This is a genomic window from Streptomyces vilmorinianum (assembly GCF_005517195.1).
GTDB classification, from domain to species: Bacteria; Actinomycetota; Actinomycetes; order Streptomycetales; family Streptomycetaceae; genus Streptomyces; species Streptomyces vilmorinianum.
Genome location: NZ_CP040244.1, coordinates 5,333,941 through 5,351,127 on the forward strand (window position 1 = coordinate 5,333,941; position 17,187 = coordinate 5,351,127).

A 17,187-nucleotide genomic window follows, 5' to 3' on the forward strand; every position below is an offset into this window, starting at 1 on the left:
CCCGCCCGGGTCAGGGATAGGAGGCCGGCGCCTATCTCCCTCGCACGGCTTCAACGACCCCCGCGATACTGGGGCATGGACTTCGAACCAGCTCGATAGACCTGACCAACCAGGCGTACTACCAGTACGGGAAGACCGTGTTCGCGGCGGCGACGATGGAACGCCCCCTCGTGAATGCCGTCGTCCAGCACCGCCACGCGGCGGCCCAGGAGAACGGCCAGCAGCTGGCCGGTGACTTGTGGGAGAAGGCGGCGGACGAGACCATGAAGAAGATGATCGAGAGGCTCGCGCCGCACCTGGACAAGGTCCCCGGACTCACCGACCGGCTCAACGCCGCACGGGATCGGCGCAACGACCTCGCGCACACCTTCTGCTTCGACCGGGCCCCCGACCTCGCAGCCCCCGCCCCCACGACCCGGCTGATCGCCGAGCTAACCACCGACGAGGAGACCTTCCTCGGCCTGTTCGCCGAGGTCCAGGAGATCACCCGGGGCCTCATGGAGAAGGCGGGCATCGACACCGCCACGGCCGACGCCATGCACGTCCTGGTGGTCGAAGCGGCCAAGAACGCCCAGTAGACGCGGCGGCGAGCACGTGATCACCCCGGCTACTTTGCGGCGCGTGTTCGAGCTAGGACACCGGGGCCGGGAGTCCCGTGGGTTCAGACGAAGTGAAGTGAAGGACCTTGAACGGGAACCCGCGGGGCCGATGCCGTGCTGTGCAGAGACGGATCCGCGGATGCGCTCCGAACTCACAGCGAGGGAGCTGGGGCCGCGTGTGTCGTCGTCTCGTGGAGATGCGCCTCAACCGGGCCCAGGCGCTGGTCGTGGGCGAGGACGAGCTCGTCGGCGAGGTTGAGGATGCGGATGCTCCCGCTACTGAACCTGATCGGGTGATGTCGGATCCGTTCGCCTGCCGGCGGCGGGTCCGCTCCGGTAGCTCGGGACCGTGAGATACGCGCAAGGCGGTGACGGCGAGTTCGTTCCCGCCGGCCTCGGCGGCGAGCCGGTAGCTGTGCAGGTGTACGGGTGTACGGGTTCAAACCCGGTCGGGTAAACATGTCAAGCGCAAGGCTGGTAGCTATCGCTTCTCCGCTAGCGTCCATGGCATGCCCCAGTTTTGAGGCGTAAGTGCCCCGCCCACGGTGCGCTCAGGCCGAGCGATGCAGCCTCGAAGGACTGCACGTGCGGAATCCGAGCTGCGGTCGCCGTCCGCCCGATCCCGATGGAAGCGGTCCGCATCGGATCCACCGTTACCGCCTCTATCGCCCTGCGTCGCGCAGGGATGGAGGACCAAGCCGATCAGCTCCTCCGAGCTACAGACGACAGCGACAGCTCGCCACGCCGTCCCGGTTCGTCCACGTGCCCGGTCTCCATACGCCAGGAACCCCGCAGTGACCGGCACAACGTGTCTCGCCGATCACTGCCACGAGCGCGTCCCCGTAAGGCCGCCAAGCCGAGCCCTCGAAAGATCCTCGCGCCTCTAATAACTCTCCCGCACGTACTCGTACGTCCGGTCAAACAGCTCACCCTTGATCGGCAAGCTGTACTCCTTCAGAACGGAACGCAGCTCGCGACGGACACGTTTGTCGCCCGCGTCGCTCGCGCTCCAGCCGGCATAGGCGACCTCGACGACGATCGAGTCGATCCGCGAAACTATGTCGGGGACGATCTTGTGCAGTCCCGGTGGCGTGTTCTCCTCGATGATCTGGGTGAGCGCCCCGCACTTGGGATCGGCCAGCCTGTCGAGCGCACTCTGGTCGCCCTGTTCCGCCGCCCGGTCCGCGGCGACCACATCTTGAGCGATCTTCAGCGCTTCCTCGAGGAACGCCAGCGAGTCCTCGACGTTCTCGATCGCCTTGGTGCGGAGCCTCTCGATCCGCTCGGCCAGCGACCGGTATGCCGGACTCTCCGAATCCGCGAGCCGACGCCGCAGGCGCGCCTCGATGGAGTCGAGGACCTCCTGGTACACGTCATCGGACTTCGGCTCTGGCGTCTGCTGCTCGGAGAGATCGCACTACACACCCCGGGCGACACTCACGAACTGTAACCGCCGGGGTCTTGGCTCAGTACGCCCCTCGAGAACCTGAGACAGGGGCACGCCCCAGGTATCCCAGTCTTCGAGATGGCGAGAGCTGAGGAGAGCGATGCCTTGGGACCCAGCGAACCCTCCGCGCGTTCGACGACGTTGCACGAGTCCTGTAGTGGGCGGCATCGAATCCGGCTGGGCGGTCTTCTCGACCGTGTGCCGAGCATCCACCAACCAGACACCGGGCCAACACGACTGACGCCCCATCCAACATCATAGGATCTCGGCATCACGATCCCCGGGGGGACCTTGTCCAGCACTGAGCAACACGAAGAATCGCCGTCGGACCGCCTACCGTTCGAATCGGTGTTCAATACGGTTCTGAGCGGATGGCCTTTTGACCGCCGGGCCGCGGACGGCGTCTGCGGGCCCGCCGACTCGGGCGCTGTCCGCCTCATCTGGCTGAAGAACATCGGCCGAGACGGTGTGATTGCGAAACCGGATCCGGAAGCCGATGACTGGCGCAGCGATGCGCCGGAACGGCTTCATCTCCGTGCGGGCGACATCTTGCTGTCCTCGGTGATTTCTGGTCGACCGAAGGCTGCTCTGGTGCAGGAAGCCGATCTACCGGCCGTTGCCGTGCGCAGCCTCTTTGTTCTCCGCCCGGCGAAACCCTTGGCGGCAGAGCACGCCCGTCTGATCCTCGCGTTCCTGCGCTCCGATACGGTCGGGGATCTCGCGGCCGGATCACCGTTTCAACAGCACCTCAAGCTCTCCCAGCTCAAGGCACTGGAGCTGCCGAACGAGGACCAGGCGCTCTCCGCGGCCTTGGCCGATCTCGCTGCCGCCGGCCAGCGGCTGGGCGAAATGGCGGCCGAGGCTGGCGCGCTCGCGGAGTCGGTCTTCGACAGGAACACGAGCCCGGAGGAAGCCAGGCGCCTCATCATCGCTACCGGCCAGCTCACCCGGCTCCGGTCGGTCGCCGCTGCCCAACTGGACGATCCGGGCTTCATCGTCCGCACGCGATACCCCTATCCGGTCGCTCTGCGCTGGCGGAACGTCGAGGTACAGAAGAGCGCAGACGGCCAGGACGATGCCCAGGCGAAGGAGTACGCGGCCGTACTCAAGGCCGCGGAAACCCTGCTCGGATACAGCGCGCTTCTCACAACCGCTTTGGCGCACGAAGCTGGCATCACCTGCAATGCCATCAGGGCGTTCAAGAAGAAGATCGCAACCGGGCTCGGCGGCCCCGGCTTCGGGGACTGGCAGCGCATCCTGCAGCAGATCGGGGAGGCAGAGGGAATATCCGACCTTCCCCCCGAGCATCCCCTCCACGAGCTCGCAGCTCTCCTTGCGGACAACGAGGCCAAGGCAGCGTGCCAAAGCCTCGGCATCAAGCGCAACGGGAGCGCCCACGGGCGTGAAGACCTCCCCGCTGTCTCCGCCTCCAAGTTGAACGAGGCACACGACAGCCTGCGCTTCCTCCTCGGTCGAGCACGGTTCCTCGCCGACCTGCAACTGCTCGATGTGACCAACGTGGCGTGGGATCGCCACGAGCGGTCGGACACCATCACCCTTCGGCGGCTGATGGGAGACCACTCGGTCGTCCCCACCGAGAACTTGCGTCACACCGGACCAGGCCGGATCGCCACCAGCCTGTACCTAGCTGACCGTGACCAAGGGCTCCACCCGCTGAGCCCGTTCCTCACCTGCGAGAAGTGCGAGGGCTGCGCCACCCTGTCGCTGTTCCGTCCCGACAAGGAGCAGGGAGTCTTGCTCCAGACCAGCCTCGACCACGGCCACTTCTACGAGTACCGAGCGGACGAGCAGGCACTTCGGGCAGTCGGGCTCCGGTAGCTCCGGACATCGAACGCGCCCTGATCTACTGGCCAGGGGCAGCTTGCTGCGCCTGCGCCTCGGCGTGATCGGACAGAGCTTCGAGGGCGTCGGCAGTACTGCTCACCAGCCCGAGGAACTGCTCGTCCGGCTTGAGTATGTCGAGACCGGCCCGGGTGAGGATGGTTGCCCAATCCTTGGTGCGAGCGTGGGCGGCGCCGTTGGACCGCAGGCCCTGGAGGGTGCGTAGCGGCCCGACTAGGGTGTCGGTGTCGCCGTCGGTGTGCTTCACCCAGCCGTCGATGCAGTTGATGGTGGGGGCCTTGGGGTCTGCGCCGGGGAGCTTCCGCAGTGCCTTGGTATTGAGGTACTCGATGACGCCCTTGGCGAGTGTGAGGATCTGGGTGTCGGCCTCACTCTGCTCGCTACTGGTGGGCAGGTGCAGGCCGGAGAAGGCGATCTGGTCGGCGGCGTCCCAAGGCCGGTAGACCGGTTCGCCGACGAGGGCGGAGAGGGCGGAGCTGAAGCGCTCCCGGGCGTGGGTGAGCCGGGCCAGCGGGTCTGGGAGGCCGTCGACCCACTGGCCCAGGATGTTGCGGCGGAAGCGGGCCTCGTCGACGCCGCCGCTGGGTGGGACGTTGAAGCTGAGCCAGTGGGAGCGTTCGGCGCTGGGCAGGTCGCGGCCGAGGTCGCCGAGATATGCCTCGATCAGGTTCTCGCCGTTGCGGCCGATGGACAGGCCCCACTGGCTGAGGCATGTCAGCCTGTGGGGGCCCACCGTGTAGCGGGAGGGCTCGGAGGTGTAGCGGCGCAGAACCTCGCGACGGAAGTAGACGGTGGTGAGGTAGTGCGGGGTGCCGCGATCGCGGAAACGGTTGCTCAGTTGCTCCGGGTCGCAGGTGGAGGTGACAGGCTGGCCGGTCGCCGGGTCGGTGTCGATCACGAACTCGGGGTACGACTCAACGGTCGCATACGGGTAGCCGAGGTCGGCCGGCTCGGCGTTGATCGGCAGGACGAGGTGTTTGCCCAGCAAGCGGACGAAGCCCGGACGGTTGGCGGAGCGGAGGTCTCCGCTGTGGAAGCCGAACCGGCACACCTCGGTGTGCAGGGTCGCGTCGATTCGCGGCTCCGGCACCGACGCAAGCCGGGTCACCTTGTCGCATTGCACGACCAGGAAGCGCTCTCGGACTGCGAGGTAGCGGCGCAGCGGCAGGGCGGCGATCTCGATGATGAAGTCGGTGGGGGTGTGCTGGATGCGGACGAGCTCCTGGTCGCGTCCGGCGCCGTCGAGGTAATACCAGCTGCCATCGGGGCGCGGGATGGCTTCGAAGTACCACAGGAACGACGGGGTGAACTCCGTGGTGGGCTCGATCCCAGGCGGCTGATGATGGCGGCGCTGGACAAAGAACTCCGCACGATCGGAGTCATCGGTCAGGCCGTCGTAGAAGCCGGAGTCGTCGCCCTGCCGCCAGATGCCGGCGCTCCCTACCCCTCCGTGGGTCCAGGAGACTTCGGAGAGGGCGTGCTCGCGGCCGACGAAGCTCGTCAGGTAGCTGCCGATCCCGAAGTCACGGCCGTCGAGCGTGTGGTGCAGGACGGTGACCCACTGCGTGGGCGTGGCATTGATCCCGGCCAGATACGACTCCGGCCGAGCCTCCTCAGGTAGGCCGTTGCTGCTACCGCTGCTGTACGTGAGCGCCATCTGACGAGTGTAGGACCGGCCGCCGACAGCCTCCACGGCATTTGCGGTCGGCTGAGCGTACTGCCCGGAGGGCCCGCCATGCGTCAAGGAAGGTCGCCCTGCCCGTCCCAGCGGCGCGGGTCAGCCGGGTGCGGCTCGTAATGGGCACGGCCGCCGGGCCGCACCGGCCGAGCTCGGTGAGCAGCGCTGCCCTGTCGGCGAGCTGCTCGTCGTCCCAGCCGGTGACGTCCAGCAGGAGACCGCCCAGCGGGCTGGCACAGAGCTCTCGGTTGACGTTGGCCCCGCTTCGGGGCCGTGGTGGTGCTGTGCGAAGTGTCAGGGTGCTGCCGACGCCCGCTGGTCGGCCGCTTGGGCATCGGCGAACGTGGCGTACTCAGTGGAGCGGTCGACCAGGGTCAAGTCTATGTCCCCGGCGGTGAAGCGGCTGGTGAAGTAGCTGCCCGCGAGGCTGCGCGGCGCGCGCCCGGCGACGGACAGCTGGCACGAGCCGGTGTGCCGGGGGCTGCGGGCCTGGTGCTCGGTGCGCGGGGTGTTCTCGTACAGAAACCGGACCTCTGCGATCCCCGAGCCGTCCGTCTTCACGATCGTCGCGTTGTTCGAGCGCGACATGCTCTCCGCCGTGCGCAACGTCGCGTGAAGCGTCCAGTAGGTCTGCTCGATGGTGAGGTAGGTGGTGATGGGGCCGCGGTTGCCGCCGGCGGGGATGTGGCTCTCGGCGGCGGGGGCGAGGACCGAGCGCCAGGTGCCGCCGATCCACGGGTGGCCAGTGATGCGGTGGATGCCCCACCAGCGCCATGCCCACTTGTCGAAGACCAGGACGCCGTAGCCGATCAGCGAGGGCAGATAGGCGAACAGGTACTTCGCGTTCTGGGTGGGTGTGATGCCCAGCAGCGGCAGAGCGATGGTGTAGGCGGTCGTGAGGAGGGAGGCCGTCGTTCGGACGGTGGTCGCGGGGCTCACCGGCCGTACCCGAGGTAGACCCAGGCCTGCTCGACGAGCTCGCGGGCGGTCTCCACCGTCCACTTCTGCTGCGGGCCGAACAGCTTCTTGATCTCGTTCGGTTCCATCATCGCCTCCGACCGGCTTCCGAGCTGGGCATAGACCTCGCCCAGGGACAGGCGGACCGCGTCGTCGAACGAGCCGTTCTTGAGGACGTGATCGGGCACGTTGTAAATCAGGCACTCGGAGAAGTACGAGGGGACCGCCTCGATGCGCTTCTGCCAGCACAGCTCATTCTCCACCGACTTGAGTACCCGCACCACGAACTTGTAGCGCTTGCCGGTGTTGGTGTTCTTCGTACGGCCGTGGGCCAGTTGCAGCTCGGGCCAGTTGACGATCCGCCCGCTGTCCCGGCAGTACACCACGCTGCCGGTGTGGAAGCTGGTGCCAGCGCCGTTGGTGAAGAGCCGGTACTCGAAGCACGGGACCACGTCGACGTTGGGCCGGCTCCCCGGCACTGGGGGGACGTAGAAGGCGACGTTGTGGCTATCGTCCACGCCGGAGCCGAAAGCCTTCACGAGCGCCCTGCCGACCTCCTGGCGCAGGAGTGTGGGGGTCCACCGGCCGGTGTAGGAGCTGGAGGAGCGGTTCGGGAAGGCCACAACGCCGGGGGCGAAGTCGTAGTAGTACAGGCTGTTGAGCTGCACCTTGATGTCGACGTCGCTGTCAGAGCGCACGTTGGTGTTGTTCGGGTAGGAGCCCTTGGCCACGATCGTGAGGTTGCTGCGCACGTCGTCGAAGGCACCATGCGCAGCTATGGCGTCCTTCACCATCCGCTCTGCCCTCGCCTGGCGGTCCGCCTCGGCCTCGGTGGACGGCGAGATCCACTTACTGATCAGTTGCTGCCGCTCCGCGGTGCTCAGGCGCTCTGCCAACGGGTACTCCTCGCTCAAGACGGTGGCGGGCACCCTACCTCCAGGGACTGACAACGGAGCCCCTCGTGACGCAGGAAGGGGGCGGCCCGGGTGTGCCCCGGGCCCGGCCGCCCGAGGGTTTCACCGTGCGGCGCCCGGGCCGTGGGGGTGTACGTGCCGGGCGTGTGGAGCAGGCGCAGCCGAGCGCCCTGGCCGGGGCGCTCGGCGGGTCCAACGAGCGGGCAGTCGGTGGGCAACGGGCGATCAGCCGGTGGCGGTGGCGCAGGCGGTGATGGCCTGGCGCAGCGGTCGGCGAGATCGGCGCGCCCGGTCGGCATGCCATGCGGCTCCCCTGCTCCCAAGGGGGTGGGCGGCGTCGGCAACGGGCCCGGCGCAGTGCACCGTGCCGGTCATGGCCTCGACTAGGTCGGCATCCCCCGGTCCGCCACCGGCACGACGCAGGCTGGGACTTCGCGGGCAGCCGTCAAAGCACTGGACACCGACGCCGTACGGGCCGCGATGCCCGAGGTGCCGATCTCCGGCGGGGCCACGGCGGACCGGATCGCCGCCGCACTGCGGCCGGTGATGTCGAGCAGCAGGCCGTCGAGCGGGCCGCCGATCAGTTCGGCGTAGGCCCGGTCCGGCCGCGGGATCGGAGGGTCGCGGTCCGGTGCCGTAGACCTGGCGGCGCAGCAGCTGCTCGTCATCACGGTCTATCGGTTCAGCCTGACAGCCGCTACTGACAGCCCTGGGTCCATCCCCGTGGCCTTGGCGAGCTCCTTTGTGACGTGGTCGGGCAGCTTCTCGGCAACGGGTCTTAGAGGGCGGTGCTGAGGTTTTCGATGACCGCGCGGGCGGCGTCCTCCGAGCCTGCCCCGGCGCCGGCGGCGATGGCTCCGGTCGCGATGGGGGCGAAGTAGCCCTTCAGCGCAGCCACGGCACGGCGGATCCTTCCGCGATCCGGATCCGTCTGCACCACCTCGTTGAGGACTTCCTCGCCAGCAGCTGCGGCGTCTTCGATGTCTTCCTCGGAGACGCCCATGGTGGGCAGCTGCCGCAGAGCGTCGACGACTGCTTGGGCAATGGCCTCGAACCCGGGGGCGATCTGCTGGCCCTCGGTGTGCTGGGTCTGGTTGACCGAGGTGTTGCCCCACGCCAGCTGAGCATTGTTGAGGTCGCCGTGGATCACGGGACCGTTGAAGATGTTGCCGCCGCCCAGGATGCTGCCGGAGCCGAGGGACAGACCCGAGGTGTCGGACTCCACCCGAGCCTTGACCGGGTGCTTGTCCATCTCCCGCTGGATCTCGTTCATCATCTTCCGGATGCCCTGCCTGTTGATCTTGAAGCCGCTACCTGCCATCGCTGTCTCCAGTCGTGGATCGTTCATGCACCGCCATTGTGAGGCACGCCACCGACAGCGCGTTCCGGCCTCGGCGACCGCCCGCCTGCTGCCGTCGACGGCTGCGGAAAATACCCAGCGCACTGGCCTGCTGAACGGTGATGATGCTCGCTATGAGCGACACCGCGGCCGATAACTGGTCACCGGCGGACCACCCGTATGCGATCGCTGTATCGGAGGCGCAGTGGTGGAAGAGCGCCGCCATGCTCGCGGTCCGGCGGATGCGCGCCGACGGCGGAATGCTCGGCTGGGTCGACTCCCGGCAGATCGACGCGCGACAGCTGTGTGTCGCCCTGTGCCAGCTGCTGACGGCGGAGAAACTGCAGCAGCTCGCCCTGGATGAACTCGGTGTCGACCCGGCGGCCGTGCAGGCCTTGGAGCAGGCGCGGGAGCGGTTCGAGACTGCGCTGCCCGGCATCAAGCACATGCGTGACGGTCTGACTCACTTCGAGGATTGGTCCCGAGGGAAGGGGCGCGGTCCGCAGAAGGAGCGAATCAAGGCCGGTGAGGCGCCACGTGACGTCGCGCGCGCCTTCTGGGGTTTCGGCTATGACCCGACCACCGACACCGTTTCCCTGGGGCCCTTCCGTATCGACGTCGGCGCAGTCGACCAGGCCGCCGGTGAACTGGCCCACGCGATCTACATGGCCGCGCGTGAGGTCGACAAGAAGGACACCGCCGAACTGCACGCCACGGCTGTCCAGGCACTCGCCAGCGGCGGCATCCTCTGCGTCCCGGATGGTCCGGTGCAGGTCCTGGCGGGCAACGACTGCCGGGTGTGGCTGTCTATCCCCCGTGGAACTGACAACGGACTCGAACCCCAGGAGTTGGCTACCCGGGTCGTCACGGTCCTCGCCGACGCCGCTCTCCGCCTCGCCGCGCCGACGGCGTCGCTCCAGCCTGCAGATGTGGAAATGCGCCTGGCCGGTGGGGAATCTCTCCGCATCGAGACGGGCAATGCGGCGTAAGACCGCAGCCCGGCTGCATACCGCTTGCCCGCAGCCATCTCCGCGTTGAGCAGGGACTCGGACATAGCAGCGAGAGAACCGCTCATGCTTCGACCCTACGGGCGGATGCGTCTGATGCGACGAGACCTCGGCATATTCGTCGGGGCCTCGTCGCGCTCCGAGGATCGGTTCCCTAGGAGACGTTCGCCGTCTTGACGCTCGTGTTGCTGACCGGCACATCGATCCGGTCCCGAGCGACGACGACCCCATCCTTGACGACGTAGCACTCGACGACGTGCTCGCCCTTGAAGCGCGAGTGCTCGGTGCGGACTCCCCGCGTGCTCGAGTCGACGATCTGGCCGCGGATATTGTCCCTCCGCTCGGCTTCCGGGCCACGATTGAGCACCTTCCACTTCAGCGTGTAGGGCTCCTCGACCGAGCAGTGAGTGACCACGAACCTCAAGCTCTTGTCGGCCTTGAGCAGGATCCCGCCGCGACGCATCGTGCGGAGCCAGGTCGGACGCCATCCGGCCTGCGTGACCTCGCAATCGATGGACACGGTCTCGGAGACGTCGACCGGGAACTCGTCCTCAATGAACTCCTCGGTGTCCCTGAACGACCGGGACGACTCGCTCGCGCTCTTCGCCAGCGGCACCGACGTGCCGAAGACCTCGCGCCACTTCTTGTTGGCAGACGCCTTGCCTTCGTCCGCGATCGCCTCAAGGCATCGGTTGTACGCCTTCTTCGCCTTCGGCTGGAACTTCGCCTTGACGTGGACCCGCTGCCGGCTGCCCAGCGCCAGGTAGTACTCCTGCTCTGGCTGATCTTTCAGGAATTCGAAGAAGTCGCGGGCCATGAGGTCGAACGAGCCTGTGCCCGCTGCGTCGTAGTCGTCGGTCTGGTCGAAGAAGTTGTAGACGAGGGTATCGATGAGCAGGCCGCCCATACTTACGCCGTTCGCGTTCTTCCATGCCCGTGCCATCCGGGCGAGGTGGCGCATGTTCGTCGCGGTGCGGTCGTTGCACTCCTTGGTCGCGGCGATCTCCTCGCGCGGCTTGGTAACCCTCCAGCCCCCAACCTTCGTGTCCGGGTAGTCGAAGCTGCCATCGGCGTTCTCAAATGCCGGCTGGACCTCGAACTTAAAGGCGTTAGACGTGAACCGCACTCGGACCACGCACTGGTCGACGCGGATCTCCGTGTTCTTGTACCGCGCCTTGAGGTCGTCGCGAACCCTCTCGAGAATCCTCCGCGGGCCGGTGTCCCCGTCGTAGCTCGCCCGGATCCCGGGCGGGAGGATGAAGATCATGTCGAGATCGGACACACCCTTGATCGCGGTATGCCGGCCGAACGATCCGACCATCAGCTTGTACTCGATGCAACCGTCCTTGTCGCGGAAGTCCTTGTTGAGCGCCTTCGTGATCTCGTCCCGGCGCGAGGCGACCGTCGTGGCCGTCTCTCCGACCTTGAGGTTCTGGAGCAGCGTTTCGAAGATCTCTGAGGTCTTCATCGTCATGCCTCGCCTTCGCCGAGCCGGAGCGCCTCCGGGAGGAAGAGGTCGATCTCGTGCGAGGTGAACGTCATCTCCTCGTTGTTCTGCAGTCCGCCCTGGGCACGCGCGAACGCCCTGTTGCTCGTCCTGGGCGCTTCGGCGTAGGCGACGCGCGCGGCCTGCTGCAGCTCGTCCCGTCGCTCTCGGCCCTCTGCGTTGGAGACGGTGCCGGACATCAGGTCGGCGATGAGGGAGATGTACGACTCCCGGACGTCCCACAGCCGAGAGGCGATAGCGCGGTGGGCCTCGGACTCCTCCTCGAACTTGAAGGTCTTCGTCCCAAGGCTCATCCAGCTGACCAGGAGCGCGATAGAAGAGGTCGCGAGGCTCGTCAGCACTGCGTTGCCGAGCAGGCCGACCACCGCGGCAAGGAAGGTGCCCGAACCGATCGCGGTGAGGGCAATGAGGACGCCCTGCTGCCACCGGTGCTTGGTGAAGCAGATGTCCGCCTGCTTCTCATGGGTCTTGTGGCTGTAGACCACGCGCCCGAACGCCTCTCGCATCTGCGCCAGAAGGTACGGGTCGCGGTCGGGCACCGCTTCGCTCTCGTGTGTCAATTCGTTCCTACTCGGTCGAGGACTCCTGGAGGTGCACGTCTTCTGAGTATGGCGGCTGCCACTGACACTCCGACCGACTCGAGCTACCTCCCGTTCAGGCCTCGCTCGAGCCGGTCCTCCCCGCACGGCTGAGCGACGGCGACGACACGCAGCTGCAGCACATCGCCCAGTGGCGCTCGTTCGCCACACGCCCGCAAGGACAGAAGAACCCCGCACCTGGTACCAGGTGCGGGGTTCTTCGTCGTCGTAGGATGCTCAGCTCCACCCCGGGAACAGATCGCGTGCGTTCATGATCGCCGCGCACCTTCCGCCCCGTCGAGCGCGAGCGCCCTGCCCCCGCGCGCGAGATGCAGGGGCAGGGCGCTCGTTCACGTCAGGTCAAGAACCGACAAGTTGGCGAAGCACGTACTGCATGATGCCGCCGTTGCGGTAGTAGTCCGCCTCACCGGGGGTGTCGATGCGGACGACCGCGTCGAACTCGACACCGGTGTCGGTGGTGACCTTGACCGTGCGCGGCGTGGTGCCCTCGTTCAGCTCGGTCACGCCGGTGAAGGAGAAGGTCTCCTCGCCGGTCAGGCCGAGGGACTGCGCCGAGGCGCCCTCCGGGAACTGGAGCGGCAGGACGCCCATGCCGATGAGGTTCGAGCGGTGGATGCGCTCGTACGACTCGGCGATGACGGCCTTGACGCCCAGGAGCGCGGTGCCCTTGGCGGCCCAGTCGCGGGACGAGCCGGAGCCGTACTCCTTGCCGGCCAGGACGACCAGCGGGATGCCCTGCTCGATGTAGTTGCGCGAGGCGTCGTAGATGAACGACACCGGCGCGTCGGCCTGGGTGAAGTCGCGGGTGTAGCCGCCCTCGGTGCCCGGCGCGATCTGGTTGCGCAGGCGGATGTTGGCGAACGTGCCGCGGATCATGACCTCGTGGTTGCCTCGGCGCGAGCCGTAGGAGTTGAAGTCACGACGCTCCACACCGTGCTCGGTGAGGTACGTGCCGGCCGGGGTGTCGGCCTTGATCGCACCGGCCGGGGAGATGTGGTCGGTGGTGACCGAGTCGCCCAGCTTGGCCAGGACGCGCGCGCCGACGATGTCGGTGACCGGGGTGGTCTCCATCGTCATGCCCTCGAAGTACGGGGGCTTGCGGACGTAGGTGGACTCGGTGTCCCACTCGAAGGTGTTGCCGGTCGGGATCGGCAGCGCCTGCCACTGGGCGTCGCCCGCGAAGACGTCGCTGTAGGACTTGTTGAACATGTCCTCGCCGATGGCGTTGGCGACGACGTCGTTGACCTCGGCCTCGGAGGGCCAGATGTCGGCGAGGTAGACCGGCTTGCCCTCGGTGTCGGTGCCGAGCGCGTCCTTGGTGATGTCCACCTTCATGGAGCCCGCGATGGCGTACGCGACGACCAGCGGCGGGGAGGCCAGGTAGTTCATCTTGACGTCGGGGTTGATACGGCCCTCGAAGTTCCGGTTGCCGGAGAGGACCGAGGTGACCGCGAGGTCGTGCTCGTTGACGGCCTTGGAGACCTCCTCCGGCAGCGGGCCGGAGTTGCCGATGCAGGTGGTGCAGCCGTAGCCGACGAGGTTGAAGCCGACCTTGTCGAGGTACGGGGTCAGGCCCGCCTTGTCGAAGTAGTCGGTGACGACCTTCGAGCCCGGGGCGAGGGTGGTCTTGACCCACGGCTTGCGGGTCAGACCCTTCTCCACGGCCTTCTTCGCGACGAGCGCGGCGGCGACCATGACGTACGGGTTCGAGGTGTTGGTGCAGGAGGTGATCGCGGCGACGGTGACGGCGCCGTGGTCGATCTCGTAGGTCGAGCCGTCGGGGGCCGTGACCAGCGTCGGGCGGGTCGGGACGCCGTTGTGCTCGGCCGGGGCGTCGGAGGCCGGGAAGGACTCCTTGCCCGCCTCGTCGTCGTCCTCGACGTAGTTGCGGACGTCCTGGGCGAACTGCTCGGCCGCGTTGGCCAGGATGATGCGGTCCTGCGGGCGCTTCGGGCCGGCGATGGAGGGGACGACCGTGGAGAGGTCGAGCTCCAGCTTCTCGGAGAAGTCGGGCTCGGCGGACGGGTCCAGCCAGAGGCCCTGCTCCTTGGCGTACGCCTCGACGAGCGCGACCTGCTGCTCGGAGCGGCCGGTGAGCTTGAGGTAGTTCAGGGTCTCGCCGTCGATCGGGAAGATCGCGGCGGTGGAGCCGAACTCGGGCGACATGTTGCCGATGGTGGCGCGGTTGGCCAGCGAGGTGGCGGCGACGCCCTCACCGTAGAACTCGACGAACTTGCCGACGACGCCGTGCTTGCGCAGCATCTCGGTGATCGTGAGGACGAGGTCGGTGGCGGTGGTGCCGGCCGGGAGCTCGCCGGTCAGCTTGAAGCCGACGACGCGCGGGATGAGCATGGAGACCGGCTGGCCGAGCATGGCGGCCTCGGCCTCGATGCCGCCGACGCCCCAGCCGAGCACACCGAGGCCGTTGACCATGGTGGTGTGGGAGTCGGTGCCGACGAGGGTGTCGGGGTACGCCTGGCCGTTGCGGACCATGACGGTACGGGCCAGGTGCTCGATGTTCACCTGGTGGACGATGCCGGTGCCGGGCGGGACGACCTTGAACTCGTCGAAGGCGGTCTGGCCCCAGCGCAGGAACTGGTAGCGCTCCTTGTTGCGGCCGTACTCCAGCTCGACGTTCTGGCCGAAGGCGTCCTTCGTGCCGAACTTGTCGGCGATGACGGAGTGGTCGATGACCAGCTCGGCCGGGGCCAGCGGGTTGATCTTCGCCGGGTCGCCGCCGAGCTCCTTGACGGCCTCGCGCATGGTGGCGAGGTCGACGACACAGGGCACACCGGTGAAGTCCTGCATGATCACGCGGGCCGGCGTGAACTGGATCTCCTGGCTCGGCTGAGCCTGCGAGTCCCAGTCACCCAGGGCACGGATGTGGTCGGCGGTGATGTTCGCGCCGTCCTCGGTGCGGAGGAGGTTCTCCAGAAGCACCTTCAGGCTGTAGGGAAGGCGCGCGGAGCCCTCGACCTTGTCCAGCTTGAAGATCTCGTACGACTCGTCGCCCACGCGCAGCGTGCTGCGGGCGTCGAAGCTGTTCGCCGACACGACAGTCTCCTTCATCAATGTGCGCGTATTACCGTCATGCTGCCGCCACGACTCCTCGCCAATCCGCTAAGGTAAGGCTTAGTTAGGTAATCCTTACCGGGTGAGCCGCAGCGGTGCGCCGTAAGCAGTTATCTCGATGTCGAGATAACTCTAGTGCATGCCTGCCGTTCGGTCATGCCCGGCATGCCTCTCGCACCCGTACGGCCGCGGAACGATTGCCGCGGCCGCACCGCCGACCGAGGATCGAACCATGTTCAGCGGCGCGCATGTGATTCTCTACACCCCGGACGCGGACGCCGACCGGGCGTTCCTCAAGGACGTGCTGGAGTTCGCGCACGTCGACGCGGGAGACGGCTGGCTCATCTTCACGCTGCCGCCGGCCGAGGTGGCCGTCCACCCCACCGCGGGCGAGCCCAAGCACGAGCTCTATCTGATGTGCGACGACATCACCGGCACGCTGACCACCCTGGAGGACCGCGGGGCCGAGATCTCACGGCCCATCAGCGATCAGGGCTGGGGCCTGCTCGCCGCCGTCCGCATGCCGAGCGGGGCCGAACTGCCGCTCTACGAACCGCGCCACCCGACCGCGCACCGCCCGCCACCCTGACGGCCCACCCCCCTCACGGGCGTCATCTCATATCTGAGATAACGTGACGCCATGGCAGACGACTACCTCGTACGTATCGGCAAGCTCATCCGTGACGCCCGCCAGCACCGCGGCTGGACGCAGACGCAGCTCGCCGAGGCCCTGGCCACCAGTCAGAGCGCCGTCAACCGGATCGAACGCGGCAACCAGAACATCAGCCTTGAGATGATCGCACGCATCGGCGAAGCACTCGACAGCGAGATCGTGTCCCTGGGTTACGCCGGCCCCATGCATCTGCGGGTCGTCGGCCGCCGCCGGCTCTCCGGGGCCATCGACGTCAAGACCAGCAAGAACGCCTGTGTCGCGCTGCTCTGCGCCTCGCTCCTCAACAAGGGCCGCACGGTCCTGCGCCGCGTCGCGCGGATCGAGGAGGTCTTCCGTCTGCTCGAGGTGCTGGGCTCCATCGGGGTGCGCACCCGTTGGATCAACGACGGCGTCGACCTGGAGATCGTGCCCCCGGCCGAACTGGACATGGAGTCCATCGACACCGAGGCGGCCGTCCGCACCCGCTCGATCATCATGTTCCTCGGCCCGCTGCTGCACCGGCTCGACCGCTTCAAGCTGCCGTACGCCGGCGGCTGCGACCTCGGTACGCGCACGATCGAGCCGCACATGATCGCGCTGCGCCGCTTCGGCCTGGACATCACCGCGACCGAGGGCCTCTACCACGCCCAGGTCGAGTCCTCCGTGGCCCCCGACCGCCCGATCGTGCTGACCGAGCGCGGCGACACCGTGACCGAGAACGCGCTGCTCGCCGCGGCCCGCCACGACGGCGTCACCGTCATCCGCAACGCCTCCTCCAACTACATGGTCCAGGACCTGTGCTTCTTCCTGGAGGCGCTGGGCGTACGGGTCGAGGGCATCGGCACCACCACGCTGACCGTGCACGGCGTCCCGCAGATCGACGTGGACGTGGACTACTCCCCGTCCGAGGACCCGGTCGAGGCGATGAGCCTGCTCGCGGCGGCCGTCGTCACCGAGTCGGAGCTGACGATCCGTCGCGTCCCGATCGAGTTCATGGAGATCGAGCTCGCGGTCCTGGAGGAGATGGGCCTCGACCACGACCGCTCGCCGGAGTACGCGGCGGACAACGGCCGCACCCGGCTGGTGGACCTGACGGTCCGTCCCTCCAAGCTGGAGGCGCCGATCGACAAGATCCACCCGATGCCGTTCCCCGGCCTCAACATCGACAACGTGCCGTTCTTCGCGGCCATCGCGGCGACGGCCCAGGGCAAGACCCTGATCCACGACTGGGTCTACGACAACCGGGCGATCTACCTCACGGACCTCAACCGCCTCGGCGGCCGCCTCCAGCTCCTCGACCCCCACCGCGTCCTCGTCGAGGGCCCGACCCGCTGGCGCGCGGCCGAGATGATGTGCCCGCCGGCCCTGCGCCCGGCCGTGGTCGTCCTCCTCGCGATGATGGCGGCCGAGGGCACGTCGGTCCTGCGGAACGTGTATGTCATCAACCGGGGTTACGAGGACCTGGCGGAGCGCCTGAACTCGGTGGGCGCGCAGATCGAGATCTTCCGGGACATCTGAGACGGCCGACGGCCGCGCGTCCGCCCCCACCCCCG

Annotated in this window: 14 protein-coding genes; 5 read left to right on the top strand and 9 right to left on the bottom strand. The window is 67.5% G+C overall.

The annotated features are described in order from the left end of the window. Positions 1-155: 155 nt before the first annotated feature. Positions 156-578, top strand: a complete 423-nt coding sequence (locus FDM97_RS24830; protein ID WP_137992702.1) for a hypothetical protein — start codon at positions 156-158, stop codon at positions 576-578. A gap of 904 nt (positions 579-1,482) precedes the next feature. On the opposite strand, the gene FDM97_RS24835 is transcribed toward FDM97_RS24830, so the two are convergent. After that, on the bottom strand, positions 1,483-1,971 hold the full coding sequence (locus tag FDM97_RS24835) for a hypothetical protein (protein WP_137992703.1): 489 nt from the start codon (positions 1,969-1,971) through the stop codon (positions 1,483-1,485). Between the two features lie 366 nt (positions 1,972-2,337). On the opposite strand from FDM97_RS24835, the gene FDM97_RS24840 reads away from it, so the two are divergent. Continuing rightward, the gene (locus FDM97_RS24840) at positions 2,338-3,885 is read left to right on the top strand and encodes a restriction endonuclease subunit S domain-containing protein (protein ID WP_137992704.1); all 1,548 of its coding nucleotides are present in this window, start codon (positions 2,338-2,340) and stop codon (positions 3,883-3,885) included. 25 nt (positions 3,886-3,910) lie between these two features. Here the strand turns inward: FDM97_RS24840 and FDM97_RS24845 are convergent, their stop codons facing one another. From FDM97_RS24845 to FDM97_RS24865, 5 genes are all read right to left on the bottom strand, one after another. Then, a complete protein-coding gene (locus FDM97_RS24845; RefSeq protein ID WP_137992705.1) occupies positions 3,911-5,566 on the bottom strand; it encodes a hypothetical protein in 1,656 nt (551 codons plus the stop codon). A 315-nt stretch (positions 5,567-5,881) separates the two neighbouring features. Then, on the bottom strand, positions 5,882-6,526 hold the full coding sequence (locus tag FDM97_RS24855; protein ID WP_137992706.1) for a Cap15 family cyclic dinucleotide receptor domain-containing protein: 645 nt from the start codon (positions 6,524-6,526) through the stop codon (positions 5,882-5,884). Further along, the gene (locus FDM97_RS24860; RefSeq protein WP_137992707.1) at positions 6,523-7,440 is read right to left on the bottom strand and encodes a nucleotidyltransferase family protein; all 918 of its coding nucleotides are present in this window, start codon (positions 7,438-7,440) and stop codon (positions 6,523-6,525) included. Before FDM97_RS24860 ends, FDM97_RS24855 begins: the two co-directional genes overlap by 4 nt. 401 nt (positions 7,441-7,841) lie before the next feature. Next, on the bottom strand, positions 7,842-8,129 hold the full coding sequence (locus FDM97_RS36005) for a hypothetical protein (protein WP_175438984.1): 288 nt from the start codon (positions 8,127-8,129) through the stop codon (positions 7,842-7,844). Between the two features lie 107 nt (positions 8,130-8,236). Beyond that, on the bottom strand, positions 8,237-8,806 hold the full coding sequence (locus tag FDM97_RS24865) for a hypothetical protein (RefSeq protein ID WP_217510263.1): 570 nt from the start codon (positions 8,804-8,806) through the stop codon (positions 8,237-8,239). Between the two features lie 125 nt (positions 8,807-8,931). Here FDM97_RS24865 and FDM97_RS24870 point away from each other — a divergent pair, with 125 nt between their 5' ends. After that, on the top strand, positions 8,932-9,786 hold the full coding sequence (locus FDM97_RS24870; protein ID WP_254705748.1) for a hypothetical protein: 855 nt from the start codon (positions 8,932-8,934) through the stop codon (positions 9,784-9,786). Positions 9,787-9,958: 172 nt separating this feature from the next. On the opposite strand, the gene FDM97_RS24875 is transcribed toward FDM97_RS24870, so the two are convergent. From FDM97_RS24875 to acnA, 3 genes are all read right to left on the bottom strand, one after another. Continuing rightward, the gene (locus tag FDM97_RS24875; RefSeq protein WP_137992708.1) at positions 9,959-11,278 is read right to left on the bottom strand and encodes a nucleotide-binding domain-containing protein; all 1,320 of its coding nucleotides are present in this window, start codon (positions 11,276-11,278) and stop codon (positions 9,959-9,961) included. Next, a complete protein-coding gene (locus tag FDM97_RS24880; RefSeq protein WP_137992709.1) occupies positions 11,275-11,871 on the bottom strand; it encodes an SLATT domain-containing protein in 597 nt (198 codons plus the stop codon). Before FDM97_RS24880 ends, FDM97_RS24875 begins: the two co-directional genes overlap by 4 nt. A gap of 378 nt (positions 11,872-12,249) precedes the next feature. Next, positions 12,250-14,964, bottom strand: a complete 2,715-nt coding sequence (gene acnA / locus FDM97_RS24885) for an aconitate hydratase AcnA (protein WP_137992710.1) — start codon at positions 14,962-14,964, stop codon at positions 12,250-12,252. Positions 14,965-15,214: 250 nt separating this feature from the next. On the opposite strand from acnA, the gene FDM97_RS24890 reads away from it, so the two are divergent. Then, entirely contained in the window at positions 15,215-15,571 is a 357-nt protein-coding gene (locus FDM97_RS24890; protein WP_137992711.1) for a VOC family protein, read from the top strand. 51 nt (positions 15,572-15,622) lie between these two features. Continuing rightward, positions 15,623-17,152 carry a helix-turn-helix domain-containing protein gene (locus FDM97_RS24895; protein ID WP_137992712.1) on the top strand — a complete coding sequence of 510 codons (1,530 nt, stop codon included), beginning with the start codon at positions 15,623-15,625 and terminating at the stop codon, positions 17,150-17,152. Positions 17,153-17,187 lie beyond the last annotated feature (35 nt).

Bases quoted from the DNA above. Each gene is read 5' to 3' on its own strand.
- FDM97_RS24830 (WP_137992702.1), top strand. From the start codon at position 156: ATGGAACGCCCCCTCGTGAATGCCGTCGTCCAGCACCGCCACGCGGCG.
- FDM97_RS24845 (WP_137992705.1), bottom strand. From the start codon at position 5,566: ATGGCGCTCACGTACAGCAGCGGTAGCAGCAACGGCCTACCTGAGGAG.
- FDM97_RS24865 (WP_217510263.1), bottom strand. From the start codon at position 8,806: ATGAACGATCCACGACTGGAGACAGCGATGGCAGGTAGCGGCTTCAAG.
- FDM97_RS24870 (WP_254705748.1), top strand. From the start codon at position 8,932: ATGAGCGACACCGCGGCCGATAACTGGTCACCGGCGGACCACCCGTAT.
- FDM97_RS24875 (WP_137992708.1), bottom strand. From the start codon at position 11,278: ATGACGATGAAGACCTCAGAGATCTTCGAAACGCTGCTCCAGAACCTC.
- FDM97_RS24890 (WP_137992711.1), top strand. From the start codon at position 15,215: ATGTTCAGCGGCGCGCATGTGATTCTCTACACCCCGGACGCGGACGCC.
- FDM97_RS24895 (WP_137992712.1), top strand. From the start codon at position 15,623: ATGGCAGACGACTACCTCGTACGTATCGGCAAGCTCATCCGTGACGCC.